The organism is Bradyrhizobium sp. 142 (assembly GCF_023074015.1).
In the GTDB taxonomy this organism is placed as follows: domain Bacteria; phylum Pseudomonadota; class Alphaproteobacteria; order Rhizobiales; family Xanthobacteraceae; genus Bradyrhizobium.
The window spans coordinates 1-11,058 of sequence record NZ_JADPKQ010000144.1; the positions used below are offsets into that span (position 1 = coordinate 1).

12 protein-coding genes and 1 pseudogene are annotated in these 11,058 nt (G+C 64.1%); 7 read left to right on the forward strand and 6 right to left on the reverse strand.

Annotated features, from left to right (window positions below; all coding sequences use genetic code 11):
- Positions 1-325: 325 nt before the first annotated feature.
- Together IVA82_RS14240 and IVA82_RS14245 are read right to left on the reverse strand one after the other, a co-directional pair.
- On the reverse strand, positions 326-1,603 hold the full coding sequence (locus IVA82_RS14240) for an ArgE/DapE family deacylase (protein WP_247386889.1): 1,278 nt from the start codon (positions 1,601-1,603) through the stop codon (positions 326-328).
- A gap of 54 nt (positions 1,604-1,657) precedes the next feature.
- The gene (locus tag IVA82_RS14245; RefSeq protein ID WP_247386890.1) at positions 1,658-2,383 is read right to left on the reverse strand and encodes a pyridoxamine 5'-phosphate oxidase family protein; all 726 of its coding nucleotides are present in this window, start codon (positions 2,381-2,383) and stop codon (positions 1,658-1,660) included.
- Positions 2,384-2,458: 75 nt separating this feature from the next.
- Between IVA82_RS14245 and IVA82_RS14250 the strand changes: the two genes are divergently transcribed.
- Positions 2,459-3,931 (forward strand): PLP-dependent aminotransferase family protein, encoded by a 1,473-nt coding sequence (locus tag IVA82_RS14250; RefSeq protein WP_247386891.1) that lies wholly within the window; start codon positions 2,459-2,461, stop codon positions 3,929-3,931.
- Between the two features lie 68 nt (positions 3,932-3,999).
- Entirely contained in the window at positions 4,000-4,245 is a 246-nt protein-coding gene (locus IVA82_RS14255; RefSeq protein ID WP_247386892.1) for a DUF6719 family protein, read from the forward strand.
- 6 nt (positions 4,246-4,251) lie between these two features.
- Here IVA82_RS14255 and IVA82_RS14260 read toward each other — a convergent pair whose 3' ends face one another.
- Both IVA82_RS14260 and IVA82_RS14265 read right to left on the reverse strand, forming a co-directional pair.
- Positions 4,252-4,623 carry a hypothetical protein gene (locus IVA82_RS14260; RefSeq protein ID WP_247386893.1) on the reverse strand — a complete coding sequence of 124 codons (372 nt, stop codon included), beginning with the start codon at positions 4,621-4,623 and terminating at the stop codon, positions 4,252-4,254.
- 34 nt (positions 4,624-4,657) lie between these two features.
- Positions 4,658-4,819, reverse strand: coding sequence for a hypothetical protein (locus tag IVA82_RS14265; RefSeq protein WP_247386894.1), 162 nt, complete (start codon positions 4,817-4,819; stop codon positions 4,658-4,660).
- A gap of 415 nt (positions 4,820-5,234) precedes the next feature.
- Here IVA82_RS14265 and IVA82_RS14270 point away from each other — a divergent pair, with 415 nt between their 5' ends.
- A complete protein-coding gene (locus tag IVA82_RS14270; RefSeq protein ID WP_247386895.1) occupies positions 5,235-5,444 on the forward strand; it encodes a hypothetical protein in 210 nt (69 codons plus the stop codon).
- Positions 5,445-5,448: 4 nt separating this feature from the next.
- Here the strand turns inward: IVA82_RS14270 and IVA82_RS14275 are convergent, their stop codons facing one another.
- On the reverse strand, positions 5,449-5,997 hold the full coding sequence (locus IVA82_RS14275) for a CreA family protein (protein WP_247386896.1): 549 nt from the start codon (positions 5,995-5,997) through the stop codon (positions 5,449-5,451).
- A 208-nt stretch (positions 5,998-6,205) separates the two neighbouring features.
- Here IVA82_RS14275 and IVA82_RS14280 point away from each other — a divergent pair, with 208 nt between their 5' ends.
- From IVA82_RS14280 to IVA82_RS14295, 4 genes and pseudogenes are all read left to right on the forward strand, one after another.
- Entirely contained in the window at positions 6,206-7,879 is a 1,674-nt protein-coding gene (locus tag IVA82_RS14280; protein ID WP_247386897.1) for a L,D-transpeptidase, read from the forward strand.
- Positions 7,880-7,970: 91 nt separating this feature from the next.
- Positions 7,971-8,537 carry a glutathione peroxidase gene (locus tag IVA82_RS14285; protein ID WP_247386922.1) on the forward strand — a complete coding sequence of 189 codons (567 nt, stop codon included), beginning with the start codon at positions 7,971-7,973 and terminating at the stop codon, positions 8,535-8,537.
- Positions 8,538-8,700: 163 nt separating this feature from the next.
- The gene (locus IVA82_RS14290) at positions 8,701-9,702 is read left to right on the forward strand and encodes a polysaccharide deacetylase family protein (protein ID WP_247386898.1); all 1,002 of its coding nucleotides are present in this window, start codon (positions 8,701-8,703) and stop codon (positions 9,700-9,702) included.
- Between the two features lie 9 nt (positions 9,703-9,711).
- A pseudogene (locus IVA82_RS14295) lies at positions 9,712-10,251 on the forward strand (dihydrofolate reductase); the annotation flags it as partial.
- 109 nt (positions 10,252-10,360) lie between these two features.
- Here the strand turns inward: IVA82_RS14295 and IVA82_RS14300 are convergent.
- On the reverse strand, positions 10,361-10,813 hold the full coding sequence (locus IVA82_RS14300) for a DoxX family protein (RefSeq protein ID WP_247386899.1): 453 nt from the start codon (positions 10,811-10,813) through the stop codon (positions 10,361-10,363).
- Positions 10,814-11,058 lie beyond the last annotated feature (245 nt).

The window sequence follows — 11,058 nt, forward strand, 5'->3', positions numbered from 1 at the left end:
GAGCGTCAGCCCCTCGGCATAACGGAACCGCACATGTTGCCTTCGACGTTGCTTACCGCCTCGGCCTCTGCGAGTTTCTGTCTTTCGCGGCTCAATAGCCCACCCCACAGCATCGTTGTGTACGCTTCGCTGCCGCCGTCGCCGACGACACCGCAACACTCACTACCGGGCGCCCGCTACGGCTTACCCGGACCGGACTTCCACCGGTTGGACCGCGCCAGCTTGCCTGGCGCACAAGCAATCCAGAGTCTTTCCGCGGCGGTAGTCTGGATTGCTTCGTCGCAAGGGCTCCTCGCAATGACGGTGGAAAAAGCGGAGCCTCTCGCTACCCCTTCTCCACCCCGCACCATTCCGCGATGAACAGCGCCATCGCTTTCGTCGACTTCTTCAGCGACTCCAGGTCGACATATTCATTGAAGCCATGCATCTCGCCGCCGCTGGCACCAAAGCAGAGGCTGGGAATGCCGTAGTTGAGGCCGTAGAAGCGCGTGTCGGTAAGCGCCGTAAAGACCAGGTCTTCGACCGCTCCGCCGTAGACGGCATTGAAGGCCTTGCCGAACGCTGCTTCCGGCGCGGCGGCGTCGGTCAGTTCATAGCCTTCCGACAGGAAGCCCGACCATTCAATCTCCGGCGGATTGTTGGCAAGGAAGCGGTGGTTGCGCGCGGCGGCGGCGACGCAGGCGAGAATCTCCTTCTGGTGATCGGCGACCGACCAGCCCGGCAGGACCGCGATGCGGCAATCGACGTCGCACCAGGCCGGCACGCTGGAGGCCCAGTCGCCGCCCTTGATGATGCCGGGATTGAAGTTGATGGGATGGTTGAGCGTCTTGAAATGGCGATCAGCTTTCGCGCGCTCGTTCCATTCGATCTCCAGCTTCTGGATCGCCTGGATCAAATGATACGCCGCCATGATCGCATTCGCCCCGGAGCCGGCAAAGGCGACGTGAGTCGGATGGCCCTTCACCCGCAGGCGAAACCAGATCACGCCGACCTGCGAGCGCACCATCTTGCCGCCCGTCGGCTCGGGGATGAAACAGGCATCGGCGCGATAGCCGCGCTGAAGCGTCGAGAGCGCACCGACGCCGGTGCTCTCCTCCTCGATCACCGACTGGAAATGGATCCGTGCCGTCGGCCCGAAGCCCGCAGTCTTGATCGCGTCCAGCGCATAGAGCGCGCCAATGGTGCCGGACTTCATATCGCAGGCGCCGCGCCCGAACATCTTGCCGTCCTTGATGACCGGCGAGAATGGCGGCGTGTCCCACAATTCCAATGGACCCGCCGGCACCACGTCGCAATGGCCCTGGAGGATCAGCGATTTGCCGCCGTTGGTTTGCGGGCGGTAGGTGCCCACCACGGAGCGCGCCTTGGAGAAGTCGTGCTCGATCGGGCCGAAACCGCGCAGATCCTTCAAGTCCTCGACACTGATATGCCAGTCGTCGACCTCATAGCCGCGCGCGCGCAAGAGGTCGCTGATCATGTCCTGACACGGTCCCTCCGCACCGCGGGTCGAGGGGATCGCGACGAAGTCGCTTGTGGTCGCAAGCTGGGCTTCAAAGCCGGCATCGACGGCGTCAAGAATCCTCTGCTGCGTTTCGGCATTCATCAGGCAACTCCAATCGGGCATTCAGTTCATCGAAGGAGCGCAAGCTAGCCGATTTCAGCCGTTCGGGTACTCTGCAAAATAGGCATCCCGCAATGCATCTTCGAGCGGGCGGCCTTCCGAATAGCCATTCAACGTCGCAGGCCGTGTCACGCCGCCAAGCAGGCGCGGGCATGGCTCCGGCGCGCCGAGCACGGTGCGCACCGGAATGCGCTCAGCATAGATCGGCAACGCATAGTCCTCGTCGTCATCGGCAACACCCTTGGCGCGGACTTTTGCCGAGGCTTCCTCGATCTCCATCGCGATGAAGGAGGTCGCCTTGATCTCCTGCGCGTTGCTCTGGCGCAGGCTCGCGGTGCGATCCGGGAAGAAGCGGTCGACCATCGCGACCACCGCGCGCTCCTTCTCCGCGGGGTCGGTGACGAGATAGGCCGTGCCGAACGCCATTACGGCGCGGTAGTCAGCCGAGTGATTAAAGCCGCAGCGCGCCAGCACCAGGCTGTCGAGATGGGCGACCGTCAGGCACACCCGCTCGCCTTTGGTCTGGTTGCGCAGCATGCGGCTGGCGCTCGAGCCGTGCCAGTAGAGACGCGTCCCCTCGCGCCAGAAGAAGGTCGGCGTGCAATAGGGCTGGCCGTCGATCACATAGGAGACGTGGCAGAGCATCGAGGAATCAAGGATGCGATGAACCGTGTCGTGGTCGTAGAAGCCGCGGTCGTGACGTCGCTTCACCTGATTGCGCGCTGACGTCGGATAGGAATTTTGAATCTCAGCTTGGCTCACGGCCGCTCCTGTAGGTGTTGAAAGAATTCCATCACGGTTGTAGCCGCGGATTTGGTCTGCGATAGTGCCAATTCCATGCAAAAAATTCCGACCAATTCTACGCTCTCGCCGGGCAAGGCCGAGCTGCCGCTTGACCTGACGGGGCCCCACATCACGGCAGGCGCATCCTCGGCGCATCGCCTCTACCAGGCGCTGCGCGAGATGATCGTCGGCGGGCTGGTGAAGCCCGGCGAGCCGCTGCCGCCGTCGCGTACGCTTGCGGCGCAGACGGGCTTCCGCCGCAACGCCGTCGTGAGCGCCTATGAGCGCCTGATCGCCGACGGCTTCGCGCAAGCCACCGTCGGCTCCGGCACCTTCGTCGCTGCGCGCATCCCGGCCCGAGCCGCAACGCCAAAGAAAACGAAGGCCGTGGTCGAATTGCCGCGGCAGGGCGCGCTCTCGCTCGGCTGCACCCATATCGACGAGTGCGCGGTGCAGCGCTTTCGCGCCATCGTCGGCCGGCGCATGCGCGCCTTCGGCGCCGAGCATCTGCATTACGGCGATCCGCGCGGCAGCCGCGAGCTGCGGGTTGCGATCGCCGATCATCTGTTGTCGGCGCGGGGACTGCGCTGCGACCCCGACCAGATCATGCTCACGTCAGGCACGCTGCACACGTTGCGGATCGTGCTTGGCACGATCCTAAAGGCAAAGGATCAGGTCTGGTGCGAGGATCCCGGCTATCCCATTGCACGCGGGACCATCGCGCAATGCGGCTATCGCACCGTCCCCATTCCCGTTGATCCGCATGGGCTGCACGTCGCCGAGGGTCGGGCCGCGGCACCATCCGCGCGTGCGGCCTACGTGACGCCGTCGCATCAGTTTCCGCTGGGCGTGCAGATGTCGATGCCGCGGCGGCTCGAGCTTCTCGACTGGGCGAAGCAGGCCGGCGCCTTCGTGTTCGAGGACGATTACGACAGCGAGTTTCGCTATGACGGCGCGCCGCTGATGTCGCTTGCCGGCATCGATCATCTCCAGCGGGTGATCTACATGGGCACGTTCGCCAAGACGCTGTTTCCGGGCCTGCGCATCGGCTATTGCGCCCTGCCCGAAGGCCTGATCGCGGAGGTCACCGCCGCGCGGGCCGCACTCGACCGCTTTCCCGGCACGCTGATGGAAGGCGCGGTTGCCGACATGCTCAATTCCGGTGCCTTCGCCGCAAACCTGAAGCGGGTGCGAAAGCTCTATCGCGAGGCGCGCAACGCGCTGGCGGAAACGCTGGAAGCGGCTTCCGATGGCGCGCTGTCAGTGCCGGTGCCGTCGCAGGGCCTGCATCTGGTCGCGCGGTTCGATCCCTCGGTGGCCCCCGCGGTTGCGGCAGAGGCAAAACGGGCCGCCGGCGTGGAAGGTTGGCTGCTGGCCGACACCTACGCGCGGGCACGTCCCTTGCCTGGATTCGTGCTGGGATTTTCCGGTCATACGGTTCCGCAACTGGTGGCATCGGCCGGGCGCCTCGCGCGCGAATCGCGCGCCGCCCTGCGCGCGAGAGGCCAATCGGCTCGGCGGGCGTGACGAGGCTTTCCTGTCAGAATCGCGTGCCACTCCCTACAACTGCAGCACCGATGCCGGGATCTCACACCATGCTGAAGCGCCGCGCGACCTGCCTCTCGCTCCTGATCTGCCTCGCGTTCGCCACGACGGCACGCGCAGGCAGCGTCGGGCGCGAGCAGGACATCGTTGATCTCAAGCTCGGCCAGCGTGTGCAGGTGGATGACGGAACCTGCCCCGCCGGGCAGGTCAAGGAGGTGCGCGGTGCGAAGATGACCGACAAGGGGGTCTCGCGAACCAGCACCTGCGTGCCGCGGTTCGGTCCGAAATCGAAATAGCTGCGCTTAAGAGCCCTGCTTCGCCGGATCGAACATGCACTGCAAAGTCGGCTTGGCGATCTTGGTGAAGGTCGGGCCGATCTCGCTCTGCTTCGACGTCGGCACCCAATCGGTCTCGATCGTCGGCACTCCGGTCTCGCTGATGCCGCGCAGCAGCGCCTCGCGCAGGTCGCGATCCTCGACGACTGCGGCGGCATGATCATGCAGGCAACCGCAGACTTCCTCGGGATGTTCCCAGCGCCCGAGCATGCGCGGCGCGCATTGGCGCACGAACTCGATGCGGGGATCGGGTAGTCGGCTGGGAGAGCGCACCTGCGCCTGGACGGAACTGATCGTCAAAAAGGAAATGAATGCTGCGGCGCAGAGACGAACAAGCATGATGGCCTTTACCGGCTGATTTTCTTGTTGGAGATCAGAAGCGCGCGGCGACCACGATTGCCTGCGGCGCCGTGGTGACCGGCGAGCCGCTGTACTGGAATGTGCCGACGCCCGGCAGATTGCCGTCGGGCGATCCTGCGAGCGAGGAGCCGCCCAACACGAACCCAAAAGCAAGGATGAAGCTGAGCGCGCGCATGGACTTGTCTCCAGGTTCCGTCGCCGGCGGTGAGCCGTCGTCGTTGGGAGGTTGATAACCATGCGCGGTTTCGCGCGTGATGCGCCAAAGGCGGAAAATGGTTTCGTGTTCGTGAGAATTGTTTCGTCGCTCCCGGACGACGAAACATTCGGCGGGAAACTTCAATCATTTCAGATGGGTCGCGCGGTGGCTCAAAGCGGTCCGGCAAGCGCCGCTCAGGCCCCGGAAGCGTGCTGCGCCGGAGCACGGTCACATTCATGCCTTCCACGTTTCACATGCATTTTACGTTTTTCTGCTGAAGAGATCCGAACGAGGCTGGGCTGGTCGAACCGGGAGCGCGTCGGGCGCGACCCAAGCCATCGAAACCGACAAGCCCGGATCACCACCGGGTGGGTTCACGTGAGGGAAGGCCATCATGATGGCGAGAGATCGCGCAACGGCGCGCGACGCGGGCCAGCGGACCGAGCGCACAGATCAACGCCCCGTTCGCGACGGCACGACTTCGGCTGGCGACATGGCAGTGCAATCGAGCCGCGGCTTTGAGGCCGCGCCACAGGCGTTCGTGCGGCTGACCGGCTCGCATCTCGCGAAATCCCGCGTCAGCCGCCAACGCGTCACTGAGTGAAGCGTCACTGAGTGAAGAACTCGCCGCACTTCTGGATGTTGGCGTCAGCCGGTCCCCACGGCATGATCGGCACGGTCGAAGTCGAATTCTTCGGCGATCCCTCGATCAGCTTGTCCGAATAGACCATGTAGACGAGCACGTTGCGCTTGGCGTCACAGCCGCGCACGATCTGCATCTTCTTGAAGAATAGCGAGCGTCGCTTGCGGAACATATCGTCGCCCTGCTCCATCTTGTCCTTGAACTTGATGGGCCCAACCTGGCGGCAGGCAAGCGAGACGTCCGAGACCTCCTCGGCCAGGCCCAGCCAACCCTTGAAGCCGCCCTTCTCCGGCACGGTGAAATGACAGGCCACGCCCTCGACCTCGGGGTCGTCGAGACCATAGGTCGCGAGCTTGTCGTTCGGGCTGACCCATTTGAACACGGTAGAGCGGCGGAAGATCAGATCCGGCTCGTCCGCAGCGGACGCGGACGCCACAGGCACGACCAGCAGCACGAGCAATAAAGCGATATCTTTCAAACGGATGTCGGAAAGAGCGGGGAAACGGGATGACATGAAGTTCTCCGGTAGCAACTCCCCGCAATGTAGGCACGCGAACGCCGGCCAGGAAGGCGACAAGCGCCCTATCATGGCCACCGTTTACCGCTCCGTGAGGCTTTTTTGCTACGGTTTGGACAAAAGTAGCTGATGGCAGAACTGCCGTGCTGGTGAACGCGTATCCCCCCTGTGAGACTAACATCTGATTTGGATTATGGATTCGAGGATGAATAGCGTGAACGGGTCTGGTCGTTCGGCCAAGCCAGCGCGGCTCTGGCAGGTCGCCATTTTGACGGCGGCGGGTGCGATCGGTACGGCAAGCCAGGCCGAAGCAGCGTTTTATTATTGGACGGATTATTCCGACGGGTCTTACGGCCGGCAGGAGCGCCATCCCGAGGAGCCGCGGCAAAAGCCGCAGAAGCGCGGTGCGACCGGCAAGAAGGAGGTCGCCGCCGAAAAGGAAGCCGGCGCGAAGCCGCAAGGGCCGCTCGTCATCGTCGTCTCGATCGACCGTCAAAAGGTCACCGTCTACGACACCCATGGCGTGTTTGCGGAATCCCCGGTGTCCACCGGCATGAAGGGCCATTCGACGCCGATGGGCGTGTTCAGCGTCATCCAGAAGCACAAATTTCACCACTCCAACATCTACAGCGGCGCGCCGATGCCGTACATGCAGCGGATCACCTGGTCCGGCATCGCCATGCATGCCGGCGTGCTGCCGGGCTATCCGGCGTCGCACGGCTGCATCCGCATGCCGATGGCGTTCGCGGTGAAGATGTGGAATTGGACCAGAATGGGTGCGCGCGTGATCGTCACGCCGGGCCAGATGACCCCGCAAGACTTCTCACATCCCCTGCTCGCCGCCGCGCGCGTGCCGCCGCAGCCCGCTGCGAGCCTCGAACCGACGACCACGGTCGGCGACAAGGCGGACAAGGGCGCGACTGACGCCAAGGTCGCTGAAGCCGAGCCAGTGGAGACCAAGTCCGCCAGCGCGGAGGCCATGCTGGAGCTGCGCTCGACGGTCGGCCACGCTGTGATGTCGGATGCGACGACCGGCAACGCGTCGGCGCACAACGATGCGGCCAAGTCCGACGTTAAGTCCGATGTCAAGACCGATACTGCCCAGACTGCGAAGCCTCAAGCCGAAGAAGCCGCCAAGTCCGCCAACATCGCGAACGCAGAAGCGCATCCCATCGATGCTGCGAAGTCGCCCAGGGCGATGACCGCCGACGAAAAGCCGGTCGAGACGGCCGAAGCCGCCAAGACCGAGCAGGCCGAAGCCCTGAAGACCGAAGCCGCTGAAACTACAAAGTCCGAGCCCGCGAAGCAGCCTGACGCGACGTTGACGGCAACGACGCCCACGCAGGCGGCCTTGCCTGAGGCGAGGAAGGATCAGACCCGGGCCGCCGATCCCGCGCCCGCCGCGAAGCCGGACGTGCCGAAGCGGGCCGGCCAGATTGCGGTTTTCATCAGCCGCAAGGACTCCAAGCTTTACGTGCGGCAGAACTTTGCGCCGCTGTTCGAGGTGCCCGTCACGATCGCGGCCAGCGACCGGCCGCTCGGCACGCACGTCTTTACCGCCGTGGTCGACAAGACCGACGCCAATGCGCTGCGTTGGTCGGTGGTATCCCTGCCCGTCTCCATCCGCTCCGCCGAGCGCGAGGACGACGGCCGCATGACGCGCCGCCAGCGTACGGCCGCCGTGATCCCCGTTGCGGCAAAGCCCGTCGTCATACCGGACAGCCCGACTGAGGCGCTCGACCGGATCTCGATCCCTGCCGACACCATGGCCCAGGTCAACGAGATGCTGACCAGCGGCGGCTCGATCATCGTGTCCGACCAGGGCCTCAACCAGGGCGAGACCGGCGAAGGCACCGACTTCATCGTCCGCCTGCGCTAGCGCGCGTCGCCGCGCCAGATAACGCGGTGTTGAGCAGGCCGAACGCATTGACGGAGTAGAGTGCGTGGCGGATCACGTCGGGGACGTCGCCATGCTGAACCGCAGGACCATGCTTGCCGCGCTTCTCGCGACGGCCGCGTCTTCAACACGCGTGCTGGCCGACGGCGGCATGAGCCGGATCTCGGCTTACGCCTTCTCTTTCCCCGCATTGTCCGGCGACGACATCCGCCTCGCGGCCTTCACCGGCCGGCCGCTGCTGGTGGTCAACACCGCCTCGCTTTGCGGCTACACGCCACAATATGTGGGCCTGCAAGAGCTCTGGAGCGAATTTCAGGAGCGCGGGCTTACAGTCATCGGCGTGCCCTCCAACGATTTCGGTAGCCAGGAGCCCGGCGGCAGCAGCGAGATCTCACAGACCGCTCACCACCAATACGGCGTTACCTTCCCGATCGCGGCCAAGGCTGCCGTGGTGGGACCGAAGGCGCATCCTTTCTACAAATGGGCGGCGGAAGCGCGGCCCCGGGACGTTCCGCGCTGGAACTTCCACAAATATCTGATCGGCCGCGACGGCTATATCGCCGAGGTGTTTGCATCGGCCGTCGAGCCGACCGACACGCGGATCAAGACGGCGATCGCCAAGGCGCTGGCTGACAGTTGACGTGTCGCCCCCAACACCGTTGGGCACAATTGTGGGCGAAGTCCCAAACAGCCGTTGCCATGGCGATGGGCCACCATCTAGGCTAGTATCACAAGGGGCGGATGGTTTTGCCGGAGGCGAAAAGCCGCGGCGGAACAACGGGATCAATCTCGAGGACAACACCATGCGTGTGGCGGCAGGACTGATTTTGGCAAGCGCGATGTCTTTAGGCATGACAGGCGCAGCATGGTCGCAGACCCCGGCCGCGAAGCCCACAGCCGCAACGCAGGCGGTACCGGCCGCGACGCCGACAGGTCCGGTTCCGGCAGCAGCGCCCGCACCCCAGGCTGCGGCAAAACCGATCCCGCCGCAACAAGCGCCGCAGCCGGCTCGCGCTGCCTGCAACAATCCGAACGCGCTAGGCGTTGCCCGCACCGTCGAGATTGATACCACCGGCGGCCCCGGCTTCGGCTTCGAGCATTTCAAGGAGCTCGACTTCCTCCGCGACCACGAGGTGGTGTTGACCTTCGACGACGGTCCGTGGCCGCGCAACACGCCGGCGGTGCTCAAGGCGCTCGCCGAACAGTGCACCACCGGCATCTTCTTCCCGATCGGCAAGCACTCGACCTATGAGCCGGAGATCCTGAAGCAGGTCTATGCGGCCGGCCACACCATCGGCGCACACACCTGGTCGCATGCCAATCTCAACAACAAGAAGCTCACCGAGCAGCAGAAGAAGGATGAGATCGAGAAGGGCTTTTCCGCGGTGAAATGGGCACTCGGCGGCATCTCGCCCTCGCCGTTCTTCCGCTTCCCGGCGCTCCAGCATCCGCCGGAGATGGTCACCTATCTCGGCAACCGCAATATCGCGATCTTCTCTTGCGACCTCGACTCCTTCGACTTCAAGGCCTCCAAGCCCGAGAAGGTGATCGACACCGTGATGAAAAAGCTCGACAAGCTCGGCAAGGGCATCATCCTGATGCACGACTTCCAGAAGCACACGGCCGAGGCTCTTCCCGAACTTCTGAACCGCCTGAAGGCCGGTGGCTTCAAGGTGGTGGCGATGCGCGCCAAGTTCCCGGCCACGACGCTGCCCGAGTATGACCAGGAGCTGCTCAAGGACGTCAAGCTGCCGACGGTCAGCAACCGGCCGGTCAACAGCGTCGTGACGACAGTCTCCGAATAGCCGCTGCCATTGTCCTTGCGCATCGAAGGCTACGTCATCGTCTCCGCCGACGGCATGCTCGCTGACGCGGATCATGTCATGCCCGACAGTCTCAAGTTCGAAGGCGACAAGCTGTTCTTCGAGCAGGCGCTCGATCGCGCCGCATTGATCGTGCACGGCCGGCATTCGCACGAGCAGCAGCCGAACTCGCCGAAGCGCAAACGGCTGATCGCAACCCGCAAGATCAAGGCCCTCACCCTCGATCCGGAGACGCCGAACGCGACGCTATGGAATCCGGATCATGCGAGCTTCGAGAAGGCCTGCGCCTTCGCCGATGTCGCCTCCGGTACCGTCGCGATCATCGGCGGCCCCTTCGTGTTCGACATGTTCATGGACCGCTACGATACGTTCTGGCTGTCGGAGGCCCCGCACGTCCGCCTGCCCGGCGGCGAAGGCTGCTTTGTCGGCGTGCCGGCACGGACGCCGCACCAGGTTCTTGCTTCACACGGCATGAAGCCGGGCGCGCCGTTCCTGCTTGACGCGACGCATGAGGTGACCGTCACGCCATGGAGCCGGTTGAACCTCGCCACCCGGCCCGCCTTCTCAAAATTGCGAAACAACCCCATGCAAAGTAGAACGGGCCGCCGGCCAGGATGCCTTGAGCGGCGCCTATAGACCTCTACACGTCCCCATACGCCGCTTCGGCCGGGCGCGTGGCACGGCCGTAGCCCATGATCATGAATAGCGCGCCGATGATCGAGAGGTTCTTGAGCGCGTCGACCAGCACCTTGCCGTTGTCAGGCGGCACCTGGTTCCAGAAATCATAGAACAGCACGGTCGCGACCGCGACGTAGACGATCAGCAGCATCGCGAAGAAGCGCGCGCCGAAATTCAGCGCGATCATCAGGCCTGCGATGATCTCGAGCGCGCCGACCGCGATCGCCAGCAGCTGCGATGTGGTCTTGCCGGTCGCCTGCTCGGCTTGCTGGGCATAGGATGCGACGATGTCGGGCACCGTGATCTTGCTGGCGATGATCTCGGCGGTGCCGGGAATATCGAGCAGCTTGGTCGCGCCCGTGTAGATAAACAGCACGGCGAACAGGATCCGCCCGAAAGTCACGAACGCTGGCATGATCGGCCTCTTGGCAAAACTCTGAGCGCGAGACGCTTCAGGGGATTATGAAGAGTCCGCTCGCGGTTTACAAACGGGGAAATGGAGAACTGCAAGTTATTCAAAGTCGGCCGCGTTCTTCCCCTCTCCCCTTGTGGGAGAGGGTGGCTCGCCGCGCAGCGGCGAGACGGGTGGGGGGTATCTTTCGGCACGGAAAGCTCGCAAGATTTCGACTCGCGGAAACAACCCCTCATCCGGCGCTTCGC

What these genes read in the sequence shown, in the direction of transcription:
- IVA82_RS14240 (WP_247386889.1), bottom strand. Translation starts at nt 1,603, where the DNA reads ATGAATGCCGAAACGCAGCAGAGGATTCTTGACGCCGTCGATGCCGGC.
- IVA82_RS14250 (WP_247386891.1), top strand. Translation starts at nt 2,459, where the DNA reads ATGCAAAAAATTCCGACCAATTCTACGCTCTCGCCGGGCAAGGCCGAG.
- IVA82_RS14255 (WP_247386892.1), top strand. Translation starts at nt 4,000, where the DNA reads ATGCTGAAGCGCCGCGCGACCTGCCTCTCGCTCCTGATCTGCCTCGCG.
- IVA82_RS14260 (WP_247386893.1), bottom strand. Translation starts at nt 4,623, where the DNA reads ATGCTTGTTCGTCTCTGCGCCGCAGCATTCATTTCCTTTTTGACGATC.
- IVA82_RS14265 (WP_247386894.1), bottom strand. Translation starts at nt 4,819, where the DNA reads ATGCGCGCGCTCAGCTTCATCCTTGCTTTTGGGTTCGTGTTGGGCGGC.
- IVA82_RS14270 (WP_247386895.1), top strand. Translation starts at nt 5,235, where the DNA reads ATGATGGCGAGAGATCGCGCAACGGCGCGCGACGCGGGCCAGCGGACC.
- IVA82_RS14275 (WP_247386896.1), bottom strand. Translation starts at nt 5,997, where the DNA reads ATGTCATCCCGTTTCCCCGCTCTTTCCGACATCCGTTTGAAAGATATC.
- IVA82_RS14280 (WP_247386897.1), top strand. Translation starts at nt 6,206, where the DNA reads ATGAATAGCGTGAACGGGTCTGGTCGTTCGGCCAAGCCAGCGCGGCTC.
- IVA82_RS14285 (WP_247386922.1), top strand. Translation starts at nt 7,971, where the DNA reads ATGCTGAACCGCAGGACCATGCTTGCCGCGCTTCTCGCGACGGCCGCG.
- IVA82_RS14290 (WP_247386898.1), top strand. Translation starts at nt 8,701, where the DNA reads ATGCGTGTGGCGGCAGGACTGATTTTGGCAAGCGCGATGTCTTTAGGC.
- IVA82_RS14300 (WP_247386899.1), bottom strand. Translation starts at nt 10,813, where the DNA reads ATGCCAGCGTTCGTGACTTTCGGGCGGATCCTGTTCGCCGTGCTGTTT.